This window comes from uncultured Cetobacterium sp. (assembly GCF_947072685.1).
GTDB lineage: Bacteria > Fusobacteriota > Fusobacteriia > Fusobacteriales > Fusobacteriaceae > Cetobacterium_A.
The window spans coordinates 25726-48187 of record NZ_CAMTIK010000013.1 but is presented as its reverse complement, the minus strand read 5'-3'; the positions used below and the strand labels follow the sequence as shown (position 1 = coordinate 48187).

Below are 22462 nucleotides of genomic sequence, written 5' to 3'. Positions count from 1 at the left end.
TATATGAACAGGAAAAATATTTTATTAGGAGTAGTTGGAATAATTTTAATCTGGTCATTTTATGGATATCTTATAAGAGAAATCTCTTATTTAGAAAAGAACAATCTAAAACTAGAAAGAGAAGTAAAAGAGTTAGAAAAAGAAAAAAGTAAGAGAATATATGAATATGACTTACTTATGGATCTGAGAAAAATAGAAAAAGAGATGAATAAAAATAAAAATATGATCATATCAGAAAAGATTAATTTCTTTAAAATTGATGAAAACTCTTTTTAAAAAGATAGGAGAGTAATATGAAATTAGAAAAAGGACAAGTTATCGAAGTAAAAATAGAAAAAATTGTTTATGGTGGAGAAGGATTAGGATATTATAATAATGAGTTTGCAATGTTTGTTCCAATGTCTGTACCTGGAGATGTTTTGAAAGTAGAAATAATATCGTTGAAAAAGTCATATGGTAGAGCTTTGATAAAAGAGATTTTAATTCCTGGGCCAGAAAGAATAAAAGACCTATCTCACATAACATTTGAAGATTTTCAAGGTTGTGATTTTGGAATGTTAAACTATGAATCTCAATTGAAATATAAAAAAGAGATGGTAGAAGACGTAGTTAGAAGAATTGGAAAGAATTCAGATGTTTTAATAGAGGATACTTTTGAATCACCTGTTGAAAAAAATTATAGAAATAAGGTAATAGAGCCTTTTTCGTTAAAAGGAAAAGAAATTATCACGGGATTTTTTAAAAGAAAAAGTCATGATGTATTTCAAGTGGAAGACAACATGTTAAATTCTGTTTTAGGAAATAAGCTTATAAGTGAGTTAAAAGAGTTGTTGAATAAAAACAAGATAAGTGTATATGATGAGAAAAAGCACAGAGGATTGTTGAGACACGTAATGGTAAGAACGAACTCTTTTGGCGAAGCAATGCTTGTTTTGATAGTTAACGATACAAGAGTTGATTCAGAATTGAAAAATATTTTGTTGGAGTTAAAAAATAAATTTAAAGAGATAACGTCGGTATATATATCTTTAAATAGTCGAAGAACAAACGTGGCCATTGGTGATAAAAATATACTTCTCTTTGGAGAAGAAACTATAAAAGAGAGTATTGCAAATATTCACTTTAATATTTCACCAACATCATTTTTTCAAATAAATCTTCTTCAAACAAGAAGATTATATGATCTGGCTATAAATATGTTCGAAAATATCGAAAATAAAAATATAGTTGATGCTTATGCAGGAACAGGAACTATCGGAATGATTTTAAGTAAAAAGGCAAAGCAAGTTTACTCTATAGAAATAATTGAGTCTGCGGTTAAAGATGGTATTAAAACTGCTAAAGAAAATAATATATCAAATGTTGAATTTATTTGTGGAGATGTGAATAAAGAGATAGTGAATTTGATGAAAAAAGAAGAGATAGACTCAATAATATTGGATCCACCTAGAAAGGGAATAGATGAGGAGAGTCTTTTGAATATATCGAAAATAGGAATAAAAGAGATTGTTTATATCTCATGTAACCCATCAACATTTGCAAGAGATATAGAAATTTTAGAAAAAGAAGGATATGAATTGAAAAGAGTTAAACCTGTGGATATGTTCCCACAAACAAGCCATATTGAAGTTGTAGGTAGATTGGTTAAAAAATAGGAGGATTTATGATAAAATTTTTATTTTTTATTGTTATAGCATATTTATTTGGAGCATTACCTTGCGGAGTTTGGCTAGGGAAGGGAACAAAAAATATAGATATCAGGGAACATGGGAGTAAAAATTCTGGAGCAACAAATGCATATAGAATTTTAGGACCAAAGTATGGTATAATGGTTCTGATAATGGATGCTTTAAAAGGATATATTCCACTATATTTAGCAAATATATTTGGAATTGGTGGAGTAGAAATAATTTTACTAGGCTTAGTCGCAATTTTAGGACATACATTCTCATTCTTTCTACAATTTAAGGGTGGAAAGGGTGTTGCAACAAGTTTAGGAGTTTTTCTTTTTTTAATGCCAAAAGTGATAGGAATATTAGTTTTAGTTTTTATAATTACTGTAGGAATAACAAGATATATATCTTTAGGATCAGTTATTTGCTCAGCATTATTACCAATATTGGCGTTTTTTATGCCAGTGAGAGATTCCGCAACAAGAATCCCACTAGTAGTAATATCCCTAGTTGTTGGAATATTTGTGATATATAAACATAAAGCTAATATAGCTAGACTTATGGATGGAAAAGAAAACAAATTTAATTTAAAGTAAGGAGATAAATTAAATGGAAAAAGTAGTTATAATAGGAGCAGGTAGCTGGGGAACGGCTTTAGGAATGGTTTTAGCTAAAAAAGGTCATGAAGTTATTATGTGGGAACATAATAAGGAGATTGCTGAAAAACTTAATACAGAAAGAGAAAATAGCAGATTACTTCCGGGAATAAAGTTTCCAGAGAGATTGACAGTGACATCTGAAGTGGATGGACTATTAGCGGGAGTTAAATACGTAGTATTTTCTGTTCCATCTCAAGTATTAAGAGGAGTTATAACTAGACTATCCTCTCAAATAGAGGATAGAATGATTCTTATAAATACTGCAAAAGGATTAGAAGTTTTAACTGGAGAAACACTATCGAATGTAATAAAAGATGAAATAAAAGGAAAATATCATAAAAATATAATTGTACTTTCTGGACCAACACATGCGGAAGAGGTAGCGCAAGAATTGCCAACAACAATAGTTGCAGCTGGAGAGTTTGAAAATGCAAAAAAAGTTCAAGAGTTATTTAATACGGAAAACTTTAGAGTTTATGTAAGTAAAGACATGGCAGGAGTTGAGCTTGGAGGAGCTGTCAAGAATTGTTTGGCAATAGGAGCAGGAATAGCTGATGGGCTAGGTTATGGAGATAATGCAAAAGCTGCTTTAATAACCAGAGGAATAGCAGAGATGATAAGATTTGGAAAAGTTATGGGAGCCGATGAGTTAACTTTTTCAGGACTAACTGGGATTGGGGACCTAGTTGTAACTTGTGCTAGTAGACATAGTAGAAATAGATACGTAGGAGAGAGACTAGGTAAAGGTGATAAAATTCAAGATATTTTAGATAGTATGGTTATGGTTGCAGAAGGTGTAGCAACAGTAAAAGCTGTATATAATAAGAAATTAGACTTGAAGATAAGTATGCCAATAGTCGAAGCTATTTATCAGATAATATACGAGGGAGCAGACACAAAGGAAAAAGTAAAAGAGTTGATGACAAGAGAATTAAAAGAAGAATTTTATTAAAGATTAGTTATACATAAAATTTATACAAAAGGTTATAAGACAATTGAATATTATATCTAACAACATAAATCAAATTAAAAAATCAACACATTAGCAACACACAGATTCACAACTTAGTAAAAGACAACTAATGAAGGTATGGGGTGTATATGACAGAAAGAGATTTAGTTTCATTTTATTTAGAAGACATAAAAGAGTATGAAGTGTTAGGAAAAGATGAAGAAGTTGAACTTTTAACAAGGGCTAAAAATGGTGACGTTGAAGCAAGGGAAAGATTGATTGTATGTAATTTAAGATTGGTAGTTAATGTAGCCAAAAAGTATGGAAATAAAGGAATGAGTTTTATTGATTTAATAAGTGAAGGAAATTTTGGTCTTATATATGCAATAGAAAAATTTGATATAGAAAAAGGATATAGACTTTCTACATATGCAGTTTGGTGGATAAAACAGGCCATCAGTAAGGCTATCATAAGTAAAGGTAGAGAGATTAGAATACCATCATATAAACATGATCTGTTGAATAAAACTAATAAGTTTATAATGGATTGTGTTATGGCAAGGGGAGATTATCCAAGTATTTTTGAAATATCTGAAGGGATAGGTTATCCTCTTGAAAAAGTTCAAGAATTAATGCTTGAATTTCAAGAAACTATATCATTAAGTTCTCCAATTGGAGAGGACATTTGTTTGGAAGATATAATTGCGAGCGAAGTACACAATGATTTAGAAAATAAATTGATAAGGGATATAAGTACAGAGCAAATAAATGAGATTTTGAATAAATTGAATGAACGAGAGAAACAAATTTTAAAGATGAGATTTGGTTTTGATGGAAATCAGATACATACACTTGAAGATATAGGACAAAGTTTTAGTATAACGAGAGAAAGAGTAAGACAGATTGAACAAAAAACTTTAGAAAAATTAAGAATGCGTTATAGTGACTTGTTAAAAGGAAACTATTACTATTGAAACAAGGAGGCAAAATTGATTTTAAAAGTTAATAGGTTAGAGTTTTTAAAAAAAATAAAAATTGTAGAAAAAGCAATTAATGAAAATAAAATTAGACCAATTATCTCTTATGTTTTTATAGAAACTAGAAATGGGAAGCTATGGTTTTGTGGAACAAATTTAGAACTAACAATATCTACAGAGATGGAATGTGAAATTGTAAATGAAGGAAAGGCAGTTTTCCAACACAATTTAGTTGAGGAATATTTAAAAGAGATAAAAGATGAAATGATTGTTTTAAATATTGAAGATGATATTTTAACTATTGAGACACCAGATTCATCATCGGAGTTTACTCTTATGAATGCCGAAGAATTCCCAAGAATTCAAGACGAAGAGATAGAAGATGAAGAGTTTGAATTTAAATTAAAAAAGCTAGATTTAGCAGATAATTTTGATAAGGTTAAATTTTCTGCATCGATGTCAAGTGATAATCTATCAATAAATTGTATTAGGGTTGAAATAGAAGAGGAAAAAATAAAGTTTATCTCAACGGATACATATAGATTGACTTACTTAGAAAATGAATATATAGGAAATAAAGGTGTATTTAAAGTTAGTATACCTATTAATACAATAGATGCTATGTCTAAGTTATTAAGAAATGGGAATGAAGAGGAGATCGCATTCACTCAAAAAAATAAACAACTTTATTTCAGATTAGGAAAGATATCTATAGTAAGTAGAGTTATTGACTTACCTTTCCCAAATTATAAAACAATACTAGAAGCAAGTGGATATAATAAAAAACTTGAAATTAATAGAGTTGCCTTCGAAAAAATGTTAAAAAGAATTCAGATATTTGTAAAAAATAATTCAGAATCTAAATTTGGTGCAGTATTTGCATTAGATAAAGATATTTTAGACATTGAAGGGGTAGGAGAAATAGCAAAAGCAAAGGAAATATCTAAAGTGAATTATAGTGGTGAAAACTTAAAAATATCTTTAAATGTAAAGTTTTTATTGGAATTTATTCAATCAAGCGCTAAAGATACAATTTGCTTAGAGTTTACAACATCAAATAGTGCTGTAAGGACAAGAAATATGTATGAAGATAATTATACTTATATTGTGATGCCTTTAGCTTTGAAAGATTAGATTCTTAAAAACTAGCTCACTGTGTAGCTAGTTTTTATTTTGCAAACACAATTATTTGTGGTATAATTTGGATAATATTTTTTCATTTAAGGAGAAATAATGAGCAAATTTTATATAGAGAAAATTATCTATCATCTTCAATACTTGGAGTATTTATTAGGAGATAGAGTAAGTAAAAATCTGAGTGATAATAATAGTGCAAAAAAATTTGTAGATTTTAATAACAAAAAAGTATTAAAAAAAATCCAAAAAAAAATAGTAAGCAAAATTTCAATATTATTACCACATTGTATTCAAAATTATGAATGTAATTTAAAGATTACCAACAATATTAATAATTGTAAAAACTGTGGTCTTTGTGATATTTCTGAGATTTTAAACCTAAAACAAGAATTTGGAAATATAGATATAAAAGTAGCTACAGGTGGAACTTTAGCTAGGTTATATTTGAAAGAATATCAACCGGAATTAGTTATTGCGGTAGCTTGTAAAAGAGATTTAATAGCAGGGATTAGAGATTGTTATCCTATTCCTGTATATGGAGTTTTTAATGAGATTGTAGATACTCCTTGTAAAAATACAAAAATCTCTGCAAATAAATTAAAAGAAGTTTTAAGAGAGGTGGGGAGAAAGTGAAGAAAATAAAATTATTGATAGCAGGATTCCTAATATGTTCCGGATTATTTGCTTCAGAAAAAGAAGATATAAAATTTTTGGATGAACTCTTTATTCAAAAAAAATATTCGATGGCTCTTCAAGAATCAAATACTTTCTTAAATAAGTATCCACGTTCAAAATATCTTAAAAATATAAAGATTAGAATGGGACAGGTCTATTATGTGGAAGGAAGATATCAAGAGGCTATAAATACTTTTAATGCTTGCTTAAAAGAGTTGAAATTAAAAAAAGAGGAAAGTAATAACATATATCTTTATTTGACAAAGTCATATGTGGGATTGAAAGACTTTACAACGGCAAGCAAGGCTGCAAACCTGATAGACAAAGTATCTCCAGAGGGGAAAAATGATTATGAAGAGGCGCTTCTGTCAATAGGAAAAGGCTATATGGAAAATAAAGACTATATTAGGGCTCAAAAAGAACTATCGACAGCTCTAACACTACAGGGAAAAAATTATGAAGATGTGGTATTAAACCTAGCTTTAGCAGCATATAATAATTCACAATATATAAAAACTATCGTATATTTAGATGAATATTACAGAGGTGCTAAAGTAGGAGTGAATAAAAATTTAGTAAACTATTTATATGGGTCTTCATATTATAAGACTAATGAAAATAGCAAGGCCTTAAATTATTTTATGAAGGTAAAAAGCAGTAATGAAGATTCAGAATATAAAACTTTATCAGTTTTAACGATGATAGAGATATATTTAAAGCAAGGAAATTCAAAAGAAGCAGAAGCTATTTTATCTAGTTTGTCTTCGGATCAAAAATTAAATGATGTAGCCTTGAAAAGTTTTGGAGATTTTTATTTAGTTCGAGGATTAAATGACATGGCCCTAAAATATTATAATAGAATACAAAATAAAAATGTTGATGTCTTATATGGGATAGCGTTATCTCAATATAGATTAAAAGATTATAAAACTTCATTAGAAAATTTTAGAAGATTATATACAACAAAATATAAAAATGAGAGCATTTATTATCAAATGTCGATAGAGTATTTAAATAAAAATTATAAATGGGTGCTTGGAAATAGAAATTTAGCAGCAGGATTAAATCTTTCAAAAGAAGAGGAGTTGGCTATTAATAATTTAATAGGAACTTCAGCATTTGAAGAGGGAGATTTTAAGATTGCAGAATCATTTTATGAAAAAAATTATAATTTAAATCCAAATAAAGAGACACTTTATAAACTGATTGTGGCCCTGAGTAAACTTAAAAATAAAGATAGATTGATGACATTAATAAATGAATTTAACAGCAAATACCCAACAGATCAAGAATATAAAAAAAATATAACAATACTTATGGCGGATAATTTTATAAATGATGCTAGAGGTGAAGAGGCTATCACAATTTACAAGAACTATTTATTGACAGATAGAGATTCAAATATAGTTTCAAATCTTATAGATGTTATGATAGCACAGAAGCAATATAATGAGGTTATGCAATACTTAAATATACAAGATGCATCATCTGAAAATACATATCTAAAAGGAATTGCAACAATGGGAATGGGAAGATACGATGAAGCGGAAGTATATTTTAACCAAGTTTCGTCTATAGATACACAAGTCCCAAAAGCACTTCAAGAAAAGGCAAAGTATAATGCATTAAAGAATTATTTTTTATGGGAAAAATATTCAGATGTGATAAATTCTGGAGAGGAATATATTGCTGGGGATAATTTATATGCTTTAGAAGATGTTGTAGATAAAGTTGCAATAAGTTATTTTAGAATAGATAATCCTGAAAAAGCTAGAGAATATTTTGAAAAATTAAAGTTGGTTTCAAATATGGGAGACTATGCACAGTTTCAAATAGGAGAAACATATTATAGTGAAAAAAGATATCCTCAGGCGATAGAAGCTTATAGAATAAGTGCGGTGGAATCAAAAAATTCTGAGTACAGAGAAAAAGGTTCTTATTGGGAAATATCATCTCTTTATTTAATGAAAAATTTAAATGAATTTGAGTTGAAAAGTAAAGAGTTTGTAAAAAATTATCCAAATTCAAAATTAAAAGATAATATAATTTTGATGGAGGGAGAGCTTTATGGGCTTGAAGGGAAAACTGGGAATAGTTTGAGTAGTTATAAAAGACTTTATAACGAAACAAAAGATGAAGCCTTAAAAGAAAAATCGCTTATAAAAATACTCGACATAGCTCAAAATAGCAAAAATTTTGAGAATGAGATGGATTGGATAAATAAAATAACAAATGATGATAAAAAAACATATTATCTAGCAAAACATTTAAATAGACAAAATAAAACAGAAGAGTACAAGGTACAATTAGAAAAGCTAATGACAACTTCTGATTATAAAGATTTTGCAGCATTGGGATTGGGAGATTATTATTTCGATAAAAAAGACTATATTAAGGCTAATGAGAACTATAACTTAGTTTTAGGATTAGAAAATAGTGGTTATAAAGATAGAGCATTATACCAAGTTGCTAATATTCAAAAAGAAAATGGAGCAGCAAAAGACGCAATTAGAAACTACACGAAGCTATATGTCCTGTATCCGACAAGCGAATATGCACTGGAATCAAAAATAAGATCAGCAGAAGGCTATGAGAGTTTAGGTGAATATAAAGAAGCAATAACTCAATATGACGAGCTATTGAAAACTGAAAGCAAAAATAAACCTTATTTTTTAGAAAAATTAATTTTTTTAAATTTAAAAATTGATAAAAATGAGATAGCTAAAAAATATTATGAGGAATTAAAGAAAGAGAATAAAAATCTTTCTGAAAAATATAAAGATTTTTTTAATGGAGGAGAAAACTTATGAAAAAATTAGTAGTTATAGGGTTGATGACTTTATCTTTAGGGGTGTTTGCTAACGAGGAAGTTATTATTGACAAACAAGTAACAGGTGTTAACAAAGAACAATTAGAAGTTTATCCAAAAGAAAGTAATGTAAACATTGAAAAAAAAGTTATAAAATTAGATGATAAAAATATATCAGCTGATAAATATAAAGATCAAAAACAAATAATTCAACTAAATGAATCAAATGAATCAATGAATAAAAGTTTAACAGAAACAGATAGCGGAACGCCTATATGGAAATATATTATTGGTGTAGTAGCTTTGGTGACACTTGGAATAGCGTTATAAAAATAATAAAGAGATAATATAGGAGGTCTATAATGTACTGGTTAGTAAATGGTGGAATACTTATGTATTTTATAGTTTTAATGTCAATATTAGGAGTTTATGTAATAATAGAGAGAGCAATTTACTTTAAAACTAACGAAAATGTAGATATGTCAAGAATAAGACCTATTTTACGTCAAGCAATTGAAAAAAATGATATTAAAGGTGCAATAACAAGTTTGGGAAATCAAAAGAGTTCAACATCAAAAGTATTGAAAGAAGTTTTAATTTATTGGTATAAAACTAGAAGTTCTAATGTTGAAACACTCGAAGAGAAAGCAAGAGAGGTTGCGTTGGCTCAAATACCAAGACTAGAAAGAAATATGTGGTTACTTTCAGTTGTAGCACATACAACTCCATTAATAGGACTTTTAGGAACTGTAACAGGAATGATAAAGGCGTTTCAAGCTGTTTCTCTTCATGGAACAGGGGATCCATCAGTGTTGGCAAGTGGGATATCTCAAGCCTTATTAACAACAGCAGGAGGATTATTTGTAGCTATCCCGTCAATTATTTTCTATAATTATTTCAATAAGAAGATAGATGATCAAATAAATGATATGGAAAAAGGTAGTGCGGAGTTAATAAACTACTTTAGAAAATAAAGGAGGGGGAGAATGAAGCTTAATAGAATTAAAAGAAGAAATGGAAACTCTTTGATCCTTGAATTAACTCCCTTAATTGACGTAGTCTTTTTATTATTAATTTTCTTCTTAGTTGCTACAACATTTGAGGATGTGGACAGCAGTATAAAAATAGATTTACCAACCTCAACTGTGAAAAGTACAAAGCCAGTAAATGAATTACAGGTGATAGTAACAAAGGATAGAGAATACTTTATAAGCTACAAAGATCAAGGGAAGAATAAAAGAGAAAGAACAAGTGCTAAAGACTTAAAAAATGCACTAGCACAAAAACTTATGGAGTCGGATGATAAAAATGTAATCATAAGTGCGGATAAAAGTGTTAGTCATGGAGTGATTGTAGATGTCATGACTGCATCAAAAGAGGCAGGAGCTAGTTCTTTAGATATAGATACAGCTTCTCCTGGAAAGTAGGTGTATGGGTCTATGAAAAGAGAAAATAATGATTTTAAAATTTTAGCTGCATCGATTATTATAAATATAATAATTCTTTTTTCCATTCCGGGATTTAGGATAGATAAGATTGTTGATAAAAAATTAAAAATAGGATTGGTTACTCTTGAAAAAGATAATAAAAAAACAACTACAAAAGCTGAACCTAAGAAAAAACCACCTCAACCAAAAGATGATAAAAAAGAGAGTAAAAAAGTAGCGGAAATAAAGGAAATAAAAAAAGATGTAAGTCCAGTAGAAAAAGAAACGAAAAAAATAACTTTAGAAGATTTAGCAAAAGATTTTTCAAAGAGAGAAACGGAGTTACTAGCAATAGATAAAACTTCAACTAGAGAAACTAATAGTGATTTGAAAAAAAAGTTGTTAGATAAAAAAAGTTTGGAAGAAGTAAAAAAAGCATCTATACTTAATTCGCAAAAGGATATTTCTATTGAAAAAGAGACAAGTGTTTTAGATAAAACTTTGGATTTTGAAATGGAAAACAATAAAAATATAGCTTTTGAAGGGGATGGAGAAGAAGAACTAGGATTTAAATCTATGGTGGAGAAAAAAGGTGCCGATGGGCTTCCAAGTGGATATAAACTGGGAGTTGAAGATGGAGACGTAGTTGCAAAATGGGATCAAGAGAACAGAGAACCCAAATATCCAGAATCAGCTCAGCTGAAAGGGATGCAAGGAAAGGTACTATTAAAAATACAAATTGATGAAATGGGCAGAGTTTCATCTGTATTCATAGAAAAAGGAAGTGGAGTTCCAGAAATAAATGAGGCTATTGAAGAGATTGCAAGAACTTGGAGAATATATCTGAGTAAAAATGGATTAAATATCAAAGGGAATGTAACATTAGAGTATAGCTTTAAATTACTGGGTACTTCTAATTAGAAGTAAAAATTAGAGGGTGGTGAAAAGATTTGACTCTTTTAGGATTTAGATTAGAGAATGAATTAAGGGATGAATTAGAAAGTAATTTTGAGAATGAGTTAAGATTTGCTGAAAATATAACATCTTTTATGGATTTGTTAAAGGAAAGAAAATATGAAGCTATAGTTATTGATGAAACTAATTTACAGCAAGAAGCATTGGTAAATTTAGTAAAAAAAATTATTGAAACTCACAAAAGGTCGGTTATTGTTATATTGGGAGAAACTTCAAATTTAAAATTAGTTGCTGGAGCCATAAAAGCAGGAGCATATGACTATATATTAAAGCCGATTAGTCCAAAAGAGATTAATAAAATTTTGGAAAAAGCCGTGAAAGATCATAAGCTTTTAGCTGAAAGAGTAGATAAAAATAAAAATACTGGAGACAAATTAATAGGGCAAACTAAAGAGATTGTAGAAGTTTACAAGATGATAGGAAGAGTTTCTAATAGTAGAGTTCCAGTATTGGTTGTTGGAGAAAAAGGGACTGGAAAAAGCAGTGTAGCAATGGCTATACATCAGTTTAGTGATTGGAGCAATAAAGCATTTTTAAGTTTAAATTGTACATCATTTCAAAATGATTTATTAGAGAGAAAATTATTTGGATATGAAAAAGGAGCCTTCGAAGGAGCAGCTTTTTCTCAAATAGGAGATTTAGAAAAGGCTAATGGTGGAACGTTACATTTGGGGAATATAGAGTCTCTAAGTTTAGATATGCAATCTAAAATTTTATACCTTCTTCAAGAGGGAGAGTTTTTTAGAATGGGGGGATCAGAACCTGTTAAGATTGATGTTCGAATTGTAGCGACAACAAGTGAAAATTTAGAGGAACTTATAAATAAAAAGTTATTTATAGATGAACTATATAATAAACTGAAAATTTTAGAGATAACTATCCCACCACTAAGAGATAGAAAAGATGATATTCCGTTTATAATAGATCACTACTTAGTTGGTTGTAATGATGAATTACATAAATCAATAAAAGGTGTAAGTAAGCCAGCAATGAAAAAAATCATGAGATATGATTGGCCAGGAAATGTCAATGAATTAAAAAATGCCATTAAATCAGCTGTTGCTCTTTGTAGAGGAAGTTCAATATTAGTAGAAGAGTTACCCGGAAATGTTACAGGGAATAAAATCTCTAAAAGAAAAGGGGATAATCAAACTTGGATATTAAGTGATTGGATTGAAGGAGAACTATTAGGTTTAAAAAATAATAAGCAAAATAACTATTATGGGATTATAATATCTAAAGTAGAAAAAGAACTGATTCGTCAAGTACTGGAAATAACAAGTGGTAAAAAAGTTGAAACAGCGGAACTACTTGGAATTACTAGAAATACACTGAGAACGAAGATGAATAACTATGGCTTGGAGTAAGACTTTAGGCCTTAGGAGGAAAAATGCATATAACATTATATAGAAAGTATAGACCAAAAGGATTTGATGAAATTGCTGGTGAACAGGAGATCGTTAAAACGCTAAAGAATTCTTTAAAAACAAATAGATTAGCACATGCATATTTATTTACAGGACCTAGAGGAGTTGGAAAAACATCTATTGCTAGGCTTATGGCAAAAGGGTTGAATTGTTTAAAAAATGGAATAACTGATAACCCATGCAATGAGTGTGAGAATTGTTTAGAAATTACTGCAGGAAATTTTTTAGATTTGATTGAAATAGATGCGGCATCAAATAGAGGAATAGATGAAATAAGGCAACTGAAAGAAAAAATAAACTACAGCCCAACTAAAGGAAGGAAGAAAGTTTATATAATAGATGAAGTTCATATGTTAACGAAAGAGGCTTTTAACGCTCTTTTAAAAACTTTAGAAGAACCGCCAGAGCATGTGTTATTTATTTTAGCAACAACAGAACCAGATAAAATACTTCCAACAATAGTTTCTAGATGTCAGAGGTATGATTTTAAAACAGTCAATTATAAGGATATGAGAGAGCACTTGGTCTTTATTATTGATAATGAAGGATATTCTATCGATGAAGAGAGCTTAGTAGCTATTTATGAGAGCTCAGGTGGAAGTATGAGAGATTCTATTTCAATTTTAGAAAGATTGATTGTAAATACAGAAAACAAAGAGATTTTAATAGAAAAAACAGAGAGTGTTTTAGGTATAACACCGGTTAAAATTATAGATAACTTTATTGAAATTGTAAATAATAAAAATCAAAGTGAAGGAATAGAGCTGTTAGAAGAGATTTGGAAAGACTCAATAGATATTGAATTATTTTTTAAAGATTTGGCTAAAAGATCTAAAGATAGAATATTAAAAGGTGATTTAAATGTTGAAAAAGGCCTTAAAATAATTGATGTGATATATGAAGTTTTATCAAAGTTTCGTTATGAAGAGGACAAAAAATTGGTAGGATACGTTATTTTAAATAAATTAACGGAGATTACGGATCAAAGAGAAATTATTATTGAAAAAGTAATTGAAAAAGTTCGAGAGCCATTGGAAAGAGAATTTACAAATGTTGAAGATATATTTGTGACAGATACACAAGAAATTACGACTATAACTTTTGAGGATATAAAAAAATCTTGGGAAACGATAATAACAGAAGCAAAAAAAGTTAAATTAACTTTTGGAGCATTTTTAGTTAAGGCATATCCAAAAGATTTTAGAGAAAATGTAGTGATAGTTGGTTTTCAAAATGACCAAAGTTTTGCTAAAAGTATGATGGAATCAGAGCCATATAGGAGCTTGTTCTTAGATGTTGTCAGAAAAGTTTTAAGTGCAAAAGTGATGGTAAAGTACGAGTTACAAGAAGTAAAAAATAAGGAAAAAGTAACAGGAGATGATTTTTCAAAAAAGATAATTGATTTTTTTGGAGGAGAGATAATATAGTATTAACAAATCTCTACCTTTATGGTATAATTATCCTGGACGAGTTAGGAGGATAAATGTTTTTTATAACCGGAATTATTATAGCAGCACTATTTTTAGTTTCAACATCAATGCCACTTTTAAGTTGGCTTTTACCTTTCTATAAGATAAAAAAACTTGAAAATGCTGACTTGAAGACAAAAATTATAGCTAATATTGTTGCGATTGCCATTATAGGGTGGGTTGACTATAAATTTTTAATAACATATGTAGGAGTATTTGTATCGATAGAAATTTTATACTTGTTATTTAAAAAGTATGGAGATAAAGTAGAATATTTTGATAGAATATTTATAATAAGTTTGATTGTAGGTGGATTAGTTTGTATCTATATGTATTTTAACAGAGTTAGTTTAAATATTAGTTTAGAGCAATTAAAAGCACTCTATACACAAAAAACAGAATTTTCTAAGAGTGAAATTGATATGGCTTTTACATATATAAAAGAAAATTTTTCATACTTAGTATTTGTATATATGAATATGACAGTATTTTTTACATATTATTTTTTAAATAAAGAGAGTTTTATAAATTGGGAAGTATCATATCTATGGTTAATTCCCTATGTGATATTATTTTTTCTAGAAAAATATTCAGGATTAGATAATATATTAATTGTGAATGGAATGAGTATTCTAAAAATAGTGTATTCTTTATATTTTATAAAAGTTGTTACTAAAGTATTAAATGAAAAGATAAAAAAACAACAAATTAGTTTTATCATAGGTATATTTTTAACACTTATGTCTCCAGAGTTTGCATTTATTTTTGGAGCTTTAGGGAGTGGAATAAAAATACAAATAAAAAAACAAAAATAGTTATTAGGAGGATTTTATGTCAAAATTACAAGTAATATTAACAGCTGATGTGGCAGGTCAAGGAAGAAAAGGAGAAATTGTAAGTGTTTCAGAAGGATATGCAAGAAACTTCCTATTAAAAAATAACAAAGGAATTATAGCTACGGCAGAAGAATTGAAAAAAATTGAAAATAAAAAATTAAAAGATGCTAAAAAAGCTGAAGAAAATAAGAATAAATCTATTGAAATTAAAGCATTATTAGAGTCTAAAAAACTGGTTATAAATGGTAAAATAGGAGATAATGGGAAATTGTTTGGAGCAATTACAAACAAAGAAATTTCTGCTGAAATAAAAAAAGAGTTTGGGTTAGATGTAGATAGAAAAAAAATAGAGTGCGCTATTAAAAGCTTAGGAGAGCATAAAGCAATCGTAAAGTTACACACTGAAGTAAAAGCTGAGGTTTTAGTAGTAGTAAAAGGATAGTGAAATATGGAAGATATAGAAAAACTGAGAAAAATTCCAAGTAGTCTAGAGGCTGAGAGATCAGTTCTAGGAGGTATATTTTTAAAGCCAGATATATTTAGTGAAGTGATAGAAATTGTTCACTCTGGTGATTTTTATAAGATGGCTCATAAAATAATTTTTGAAGTTATGCAGGAAGTTTATGGCTCAGGAGAAACAATTGATCCAATTATTGTTATGGATCGATTAAAAAGAAGAGATAAATTTGATGATATTGGTGGAGAATCTATTTTTTATGAAATAATAGAAGAGGTTCCTACAGCAGCAAATATTTTAACGTATGCAAGGATAATAAAAGAAAAAGCAACCTTAAGAAAATTAGGAGATATAGGTACTAAAATAGTTGAAATGACTTATGAAGGATATGAGGACGTGGATACTATTTTAGATAAGGCTGAAGGAATGATTTTTAAAGTCGCGGAAAGCAAAGAGTCAAAAGATATAGTTAGTTTAAAAGAGGTTGTAACAAATGAGTTTGAAAGGTTGGAACAGCTTTTACAAAATAAAGGTGTAACTACCGGTATTTCAACTGGATTTAAACATTTTGATGAGATGACCAGTGGATTCCACCCATCAGACTTAGTAATACTTGCAGCTAGACCTTCGATGGGAAAGACTGCATTTGCCCTTAATCTAGCTTTAAATGCAGCAATGAAAAGTGGAAAAGGAGTTTTAGTTTTTAGTTTGGAGATGTCTAGTTCTCAATTACTTCAAAGACTATTAGCTATTGAAGCAGGAATAGGACTTCAAAAGATAAGAAATGGATTTTTGGGTGAAGATGACTGGGGAAAACTAGGAATTGCTAGTGGAAAATTGGCTAATGCCGAGATAAATATAGCAGATGTTCCCAACGTAAATGTTTTAGAGATAAGATCAATAGCGAGAAGGCTTAAAGCCGCAGGTAAATTGGATATTATCGTAATTGATTACCTTCAATTGATAAAGGGAAGCAGTGGAAAATCAGATAATAGACAGCAAGAGATCTCAGATATATCTAGATCATTAAAAGGGATAGCAAGAGAGTTAGATATACCAATAATTGCCCTATCTCAGTTATCGCGTGCTCCTGAACAAAGAGCGGATAGAAGACCTATATTATCCGACTTAAGAGAATCTGGAGCAATAGAACAAGATGCTGATATGGTTGTATTTCTATATAGAGATGATTATTATAACGATGACAGTGAACAAAAAGGTATAACGGAAGTTATTATTGGAAAACAAAGAAATGGACCAGTCGGAGCTGTAAGCTTGAAGTTTTTCCATGAGATTACAAAGTTTGCAGATTATACGACTAAGGTAGAATAGAAAGGTGAAAATAAAAATGAAAAGAGCAGAATTATTAGCTCCAGCAGGAAATATGGAAAAAATGAAAATGGCTTTCCACTATGGAGCAGATGCAGTATTTTTAGGTGGAAAGATGTTTAATCTAAGGGCTGGAAGTCATAATTTTAATGATGAAGAGTTAAAAGAGGCTGTTGAATATGCACATTCAATGGAAAAAAGAGTTTATGTAGCGTTAAATATAATCCCGCACAATAATGAGTTAGAGATATTACCTGATTATGTCAATTATCTAGAAGAGATTGGTGTTGATGGAGTTATTGTTGCAGATTTAGGAGTATTTCAGGTTGTAAAAGAAAACACAAACCTAAATATAAGTGTAAGTACTCAAGCAAGTAATACAAATTGGCGTTCAGTAAAAATGTGGAAAGACTTAGGAGCAAAAAGAGTTGTTTTAGCAAGAGAGATTTCTTTAGATAATATTGCAGAAATAAGAGCTAAAGTACCGGATATAGAGTTAGAAGTATTTGTACATGGAGCTATGTGTATGTCAATATCAGGAAGATGTTTATTGAGCAATTATATGACTGGAAGAGATGCTAATAGAGGCGATTGTGCACAGTCTTGTAGATGGAAGTATAATCTAGTTGAAGAGACAAGACCTAATGAATACATGCCAGTTTATGAGGATGAGAGAGGAACATATATTTTTAACTCAAAAGATCTATGTACTATAGATATTATAGATAAAATATTGGATTTAGGTGTGGATTCATTAAAGATTGAAGGAAGAATGAAAGGAATTTATTATGTATCGAATGCTGTAAAAGTATATAAAGATGCTATAAATAAATATTATTCAGGAAATTATGAATATGATCCAACTTGGATGGAAGAGATTCAATCTACGTCAAATAGATCATATACTCAAGGATTCTATCATGGACAACCAGGAGAAGAGGCTAATAATTACAACGATAGAAATTCATATAGCCAAACACATCAATTAGTAGCTAAAATTGAGGAAAAACTAGGTGAGAATGAGTATATTCTAGGAATCAGAAACAGAGTTCTTTCTGGAGAAAGTTTAGAAATTATAACTCCAAATGGGAAACCTAGAGAGATTATAATGCCTAAAATGACCTTGATTTCAAAATTAGGAGAAGAAGAGGTTGAAGCTGCAAACCCTAATTCTATAGTAAGAGTTGTTATAGAAGGTGGATTTGAAGAGATGGATATGATTAGAAGAGTTAAATAGTAGTTGAATAATAGGAGAATTCTGTGTCGTTGGATGCAGGAATCTCCTATTTATATTTTATTTAAAAAAAAGATACTTTTTTCATGAATAATGAAAAAGTATCTTTTTAATTACTTAACAAGTTAAGCAGTTATGGTTAATTGTTGATGTCTTTAATCTTTTTTTCAGTAGCTCTTATAAATCTAGGAATAGCCCATTCTTTTTCTTCAGAATTTCGATCATCTTTTTTAGTATAGATTCCCTTCAGTTCATCATAATAAGCTTGAACTTCTCCACTAAATTCACTTCTATTTTTTATAGGATATTTTTTTAAATCAGGAAAATTTTTATTTAAAGTTTGATTCCATTCCTCAACTTGATCTTTATGAAGAGAAAGGAATAAGTCAACATCCCCGGTGAATTTAATTTCCTTAATAACATCTCCAACTTCTAATTTTTTAATGTTATTAAAATCTTTGTCTTCAATAAATTCTCCAAAAATTGTATGTTTGTTATTTAACCAATCAGCAGGGTACAGTGTGAAAAAAAACTGCGAACCACCTGTTTTAGGACCTGTATTAGCCATAGCAAGTATTCCTGGCTGATAGAAGTCTAGCCACTTAGAGAACTCATCTGGGATAGCGTATCCTGGACCACCATCACCTCTTCCTGTAGGATCTCCACCTTGTACTACAAAATTCTCAACAGCTCTATGAATTTTAGTATTATCGTAGAATCCTCTTTTAGCAAGGTTTATAAAGTTTGCTACTGTAATTGGAGCAGCTTCTGGATATAGGTAGAAACTAATATCTCCTTGAGATGTTACAAAGGTAGCTCTAATATCGTTATATTTTACTGCTTGTGTACTGGTAGTTGATGAAGAGCAACCTCCAACAACAACTAAAAATACTAAAACGAATAGTAATTTAATGAATTTTTTCATATTTAGCCCTCCTGTTTTTGCTGATTGTATTATACTATATAAAAACCTATTTTACAAAGTACTTTTGTAAACTTTTTGTAGAAAGTGTAAGTGCAATTGATAAAACTATAAGTAAAACTGACAGCGCATTCACCACAGGAGAAACTCCGAGTCTAATCATAGAATAGATTCTAAGTGGTAATGTAGAAGACCCAGGACCAGCAACAAAGAAAGTTGTTACAAAGTCGTCAAATGAGAGGGTCAAAGACATTAAAAACCCAGAAACTATAGCGGGAGTAAGCATAGGAAGAATGACTTTTTTTAGTGTCTGCATCTCATTAGCTCCTAAATCATAAGCAGCTTCTACAATGGAGTAATCAAACTCTCCAAGTCTTGAAAGAACAATAAACAATACGAAAGGGATATTGAATGTTGTATGAGCTATAAATATACTTGTAAGTCCTAATTCAAGCTTAATGGTAGCAAACATAATCAAAAGAGAAACTCCTAATATTATATCAGGGATAACTAATGGTAAAAAAGTTATAACCTTTAAATATTTTTTATGCTTGAAATTATACCAATGAAGACCAATTGCTCCAAGAGTACCAATAAGTGTAGAGACAGTACTGGAAATAATACCTATAATTAAGCTATATTTGAAAGCTTTCCATATGTTATCAGAATATAGAAATAATTCTTTATACCATTTTAAAGAGAAACCTTGCCAAGTGCTGGACCTTCCTTCATTAAAAGAGTAAGCTACAAGTATAAGTAGAGGTAGATAAAAGAATACCATAGATAGAATGAAAAAAAATAAAGAAGTCCTTCTTTTATTCATCACTAGCCTCCTTAGATTTTTTTTCATTTCTCATAAATATAAGAAGTGCAACAGATGTAACCAAGATTAACATAGCAGATATAGCAGAAGCTAAAGGCCAATTTCTAGTTACAGTTAGATGTTGAGCTATTATATTCCCTAACATAGTAGCTTGTGTTCCGCCAACAAGTCTTGGCACAGCATAAGATCCCATAGCAGGAATAAATGTAAATAAAATAGCGGTAACAATTCCTGATTTTATGTTAGGTAAAAACACTTTAAAAAAAGCTTGTTTATTAGTAGCACCTAAGTCTCTGGCAGCTTCGACCAATGCAAAATCAAATTTCTCAATAATTGCATAAAGTGGAAGGATTGCAAAAGGAAGGCTTGTATAAACTGTTATAAGAACAACAGAGCCAGTATTATAAAGAAGCTTTAAAGGCGTTTCAATAATTCCTAATTTTATAAGAATTGTATTTAGAAAACCATTAGAACCCAGAATTGAAATCCAAGCATAGATTCTTATTAAAAAATTAGTCCAAAATGGAATAATAACAAGAATTAACATCTCTTGCTTATATTTTGATCGAGCTATAAAATAAGCTGTAGGAATAGCTAGAGCAACAGTAAAAACTGTAACAATAACTGAAATATATACGGTCCTAAATAAAACTTTTAAGAATATAGGATCAAAAAATACATTGAAATTTTTTAAGGTGAAAATCATTTTAACTCCACCATAAGTTCCTTTAGTTAAGAATGCATAAGATAGAACAATTAACATAGGAATAACAAAGAAAATAGACATCCAAAGGGTAAGTGGAATACTATATAAATTCCCAGAAGCTTTTCTTTTCAACTATATCACCTCAACTAAAAAACTATCATCGGCATGCCAAGAAATATAAGCATCCTCATCCCAGTGTATTGTATCGTTGTCATCTTCATCAAAATAAACAGCATGCTGTTTAAAAGCTTTAAATAATAGATTTTTATCACCATTGATCCAAACAAAATATTTACTTTGGAATCCTGAGTAGATTAATTCATCAACGTAAACTTTTAAAACATTATATTTTTCAGTGAGTCCAGTCGGAACATGTTTAGAAACTCGTATCTTTTCTGGTCGAATAGAAACTTGCACTCTATCTCCTACTTTTGCAGGTTTATCTAATTCAAAGACTAGCTCTCCTAATTTTTCAGTTTTTAATTTAGCATACGTATTGTCAAAAATTTCTGAAATTTGACCATTAAAGAAGTTGTTTTCACCTATAAAGTCAGCTACAAAAGAATCGGCTGGAGCTTCATAAACCTCGGCTGGAGTTCCAACCTGTAAAACTTCTCCATTATTCATAACTGCAATTCTATCTGAAATGGATAAAGCTTCCTGTTGGTCATGGGTAATAAATATAAATGTTATACCAACTTCGTCGTGAATATTATCCAATTCAATAAGAAGATTCTGTCTTAATTTAGCATCTAGAGCCGATAGAGGTTCATCTAAAAGCAAAACACCGGGTTTATTTATAAGAGCTCTAGCAATTGAAACTCTTTGTTGCTGTCCACCAGAAAGTTGGTTAGGTTTTTTATAGATATGATCTTTCAAATCAACTAAGTCTATAAATTTTTTAACTTCTAAATCAATAGTAGCTTCATCCATTTTTTTTAATCTAAGTGGAAAAGCGACATTTTCATAGACTGTCAAATGTGGAAATAATGCATATTTTTGAAATATTGTATTGACGTTTCTCTTATTTGGGGCCAGATTAACTATATCTTTATCTCCTAGATAGATTGAACCACTATCAGGAGAAATAAATCCTGCTATCATTCTTAAAAGTGTAGTTTTACCACAACCAGATGGTCCTAAAATAGAAAAAAACTCTCCGTCCTTTATTTCTAAGTTAATATTTTTTAGAACATCAACACCATCAAAACTTTTTTTAATGTCGACAATCTTAATATCTGTTTTTTTCAATTTTCCCTCCTATTATATCTAATAAATTTATTCACAATAATAATATTTTAACATATTTAACAAATAAAATAAACCTGTTTATTTTTACAAAATAAAAAAAGAACCCTAGAGCTACTAGGGTTCTAAGAGATTAAAAATGAGCGGGTTCTACATGCCCATAATCTCCATTTCTTTTTTTATAAACAATATTCATATCTCCAGTCTCTGAATTTGTAAAAACATAAAAATCTTTATTCAAAGCTTCTAACTGTAAGATGGCCTCTTCAATATCCATTGGTCTGGGATTAACTGTTACACTTGCAATCCTTTTAGTAGATTCAACCGTAATAGAGTTATCTGAAGATTCAAAAGTTATTTTTTTGCCATCAGCAAATGTGGGGATAGTATGATTGTTATCTCTAAGCTTTTCTTTGTGTTTTTTAATTTGTTTAGACAGAATATCTGTAACACGATCTATCGCATTATAAAGATCATCATCTGTGTAAACACCTTTTATAACATTTCCATTAAGGTGAACTCTAGCATCAACTCTTTGTAGAGGTCCAGTTTTAGATTTAGTAGCAGATAAAGTTACGTTAACAGTTAAAATGTTATCAAAAAATTTCTTTAATTTAGAAAAGTTTTTTTCACAGTGAGCTTTTATAGCATCAGTGATAACAAGGTCTCCGTTAGTGTTATAGTTTATTTTCATACAAACCACCCCTTTATTATGGATTATAGGTAT

General features: G+C 29.6%; 23 protein-coding genes. 18 read left to right on the top strand and 5 right to left on the bottom strand.

The features are described 5' to 3' along the window. Positions 1 to 3: 3 nt before the first annotated feature. The 18 genes from Q0V67_RS06305 to Q0V67_RS06220 all read left to right on the top strand — a co-directional run bounded on the left by Q0V67_RS06305 (position 4) and on the right by Q0V67_RS06220 (position 18039). Positions 4 to 276 carry a hypothetical protein gene (locus tag Q0V67_RS06305; protein ID WP_297598085.1) on the top strand — a complete coding sequence of 91 codons (273 nt, stop codon included), beginning with the start codon at positions 4 to 6 and terminating at the stop codon, positions 274 to 276. Positions 277 to 293: 17 nt separating this feature from the next. Further along, positions 294 to 1655 carry a 23S rRNA (uracil(1939)-C(5))-methyltransferase RlmD gene (rlmD, locus tag Q0V67_RS06300; protein ID WP_297598084.1) on the top strand — a complete coding sequence of 454 codons (1362 nt, stop codon included), beginning with the start codon at positions 294 to 296 and terminating at the stop codon, positions 1653 to 1655. Between the two features lie 8 nt (positions 1656 to 1663). Beyond that, positions 1664 to 2269 carry a glycerol-3-phosphate 1-O-acyltransferase PlsY gene (gene plsY / locus Q0V67_RS06295; protein WP_297598083.1) on the top strand — a complete coding sequence of 202 codons (606 nt, stop codon included), beginning with the start codon at positions 1664 to 1666 and terminating at the stop codon, positions 2267 to 2269. A gap of 13 nt (positions 2270 to 2282) precedes the next feature. Beyond that, positions 2283 to 3284, top strand: coding sequence for an NAD(P)H-dependent glycerol-3-phosphate dehydrogenase (locus Q0V67_RS06290; RefSeq protein WP_297598082.1), 1002 nt, complete (start codon positions 2283 to 2285; stop codon positions 3282 to 3284). A 149-nt stretch (positions 3285 to 3433) separates the two neighbouring features. Further along, entirely contained in the window at positions 3434 to 4258 is an 825-nt protein-coding gene (locus tag Q0V67_RS06285) for a sigma-70 family RNA polymerase sigma factor (protein ID WP_297598081.1), read from the top strand. 15 nt (positions 4259 to 4273) lie between these two features. Then, positions 4274 to 5395 (top strand): DNA polymerase III subunit beta, encoded by a 1122-nt coding sequence (gene dnaN, locus Q0V67_RS06280; RefSeq protein WP_297598080.1) that lies wholly within the window; start codon positions 4274 to 4276, stop codon positions 5393 to 5395. A gap of 99 nt (positions 5396 to 5494) precedes the next feature. Then, positions 5495 to 6031: a DUF116 domain-containing protein gene (locus tag Q0V67_RS06275; protein ID WP_297598078.1), complete on the top strand. Its 537-nt coding sequence runs from the start codon at positions 5495 to 5497 to the stop codon at positions 6029 to 6031. Continuing rightward, positions 6028 to 8883 (top strand): tetratricopeptide repeat protein, encoded by a 2856-nt coding sequence (locus Q0V67_RS06270; RefSeq protein WP_297598077.1) that lies wholly within the window; start codon positions 6028 to 6030, stop codon positions 8881 to 8883. Before Q0V67_RS06275 ends, Q0V67_RS06270 begins: the two co-directional genes overlap by 4 nt. Next, a complete protein-coding gene (locus Q0V67_RS06265; RefSeq protein ID WP_297598076.1) occupies positions 8880 to 9212 on the top strand; it encodes a hypothetical protein in 333 nt (110 codons plus the stop codon). Before Q0V67_RS06270 ends, Q0V67_RS06265 begins: the two co-directional genes overlap by 4 nt. A gap of 32 nt (positions 9213 to 9244) precedes the next feature. Beyond that, positions 9245 to 9856: a MotA/TolQ/ExbB proton channel family protein gene (locus Q0V67_RS06260; protein WP_297598075.1), complete on the top strand. Its 612-nt coding sequence runs from the start codon at positions 9245 to 9247 to the stop codon at positions 9854 to 9856. 12 nt (positions 9857 to 9868) lie between these two features. After that, positions 9869 to 10309: a biopolymer transporter ExbD gene (locus tag Q0V67_RS06255; protein ID WP_297598074.1), complete on the top strand. Its 441-nt coding sequence runs from the start codon at positions 9869 to 9871 to the stop codon at positions 10307 to 10309. Positions 10310 to 10321: 12 nt separating this feature from the next. Then, positions 10322 to 11230: an energy transducer TonB gene (locus Q0V67_RS06250; RefSeq protein WP_297598073.1), complete on the top strand. Its 909-nt coding sequence runs from the start codon at positions 10322 to 10324 to the stop codon at positions 11228 to 11230. A gap of 29 nt (positions 11231 to 11259) precedes the next feature. After that, the gene (locus tag Q0V67_RS06245; RefSeq protein WP_297598072.1) at positions 11260 to 12651 is read left to right on the top strand and encodes a sigma-54 dependent transcriptional regulator; all 1392 of its coding nucleotides are present in this window, start codon (positions 11260 to 11262) and stop codon (positions 12649 to 12651) included. A gap of 23 nt (positions 12652 to 12674) precedes the next feature. Beyond that, positions 12675 to 14138 (top strand): DNA polymerase III subunit gamma/tau, encoded by a 1464-nt coding sequence (dnaX, locus tag Q0V67_RS06240; RefSeq protein WP_297598071.1) that lies wholly within the window; start codon positions 12675 to 12677, stop codon positions 14136 to 14138. Between the two features lie 56 nt (positions 14139 to 14194). Continuing rightward, positions 14195 to 14995 carry a hypothetical protein gene (locus tag Q0V67_RS06235; protein WP_297598070.1) on the top strand — a complete coding sequence of 267 codons (801 nt, stop codon included), beginning with the start codon at positions 14195 to 14197 and terminating at the stop codon, positions 14993 to 14995. Between the two features lie 16 nt (positions 14996 to 15011). Next, on the top strand, positions 15012 to 15458 hold the full coding sequence (gene rplI, locus Q0V67_RS06230) for a 50S ribosomal protein L9 (protein ID WP_297598069.1): 447 nt from the start codon (positions 15012 to 15014) through the stop codon (positions 15456 to 15458). A 6-nt stretch (positions 15459 to 15464) separates the two neighbouring features. Beyond that, positions 15465 to 16805, top strand: a complete 1341-nt coding sequence (dnaB, locus tag Q0V67_RS06225) for a replicative DNA helicase (protein ID WP_297598067.1) — start codon at positions 15465 to 15467, stop codon at positions 16803 to 16805. Positions 16806 to 16821: 16 nt separating this feature from the next. Continuing rightward, positions 16822 to 18039, top strand: a complete 1218-nt coding sequence (locus tag Q0V67_RS06220; RefSeq protein ID WP_297598065.1) for a U32 family peptidase — start codon at positions 16822 to 16824, stop codon at positions 18037 to 18039. Positions 18040 to 18175: 136 nt separating this feature from the next. On the opposite strand, the gene Q0V67_RS06215 is transcribed toward Q0V67_RS06220, so the two are convergent. The 5 genes from Q0V67_RS06215 to raiA all read right to left on the bottom strand — a co-directional run bounded on the left by Q0V67_RS06215 (position 18176) and on the right by raiA (position 22429). Beyond that, positions 18176 to 18961 carry a peptidylprolyl isomerase gene (locus tag Q0V67_RS06215; protein ID WP_297598063.1) on the bottom strand — a complete coding sequence of 262 codons (786 nt, stop codon included), beginning with the start codon at positions 18959 to 18961 and terminating at the stop codon, positions 18176 to 18178. 46 nt (positions 18962 to 19007) lie between these two features. Next, entirely contained in the window at positions 19008 to 19781 is a 774-nt protein-coding gene (locus tag Q0V67_RS06210) for an ABC transporter permease (RefSeq protein ID WP_297598062.1), read from the bottom strand. Further along, complete coding sequence (locus Q0V67_RS06205) at positions 19774 to 20619, bottom strand: ABC transporter permease (RefSeq protein WP_297598060.1); 846 nt, start codon at positions 20617 to 20619, stop codon at positions 19774 to 19776. The genes Q0V67_RS06210 and Q0V67_RS06205 overlap by 8 nt, the downstream gene beginning before the upstream one ends. Beyond that, entirely contained in the window at positions 20620 to 21738 is a 1119-nt protein-coding gene (locus Q0V67_RS06200) for an ABC transporter ATP-binding protein (RefSeq protein ID WP_297598058.1), read from the bottom strand. Between the two features lie 130 nt (positions 21739 to 21868). Next, entirely contained in the window at positions 21869 to 22429 is a 561-nt protein-coding gene (raiA, locus tag Q0V67_RS06195) for a ribosome-associated translation inhibitor RaiA (RefSeq protein WP_297598056.1), read from the bottom strand. Between the last annotated feature and the right edge of the window lie 33 nt (positions 22430 to 22462).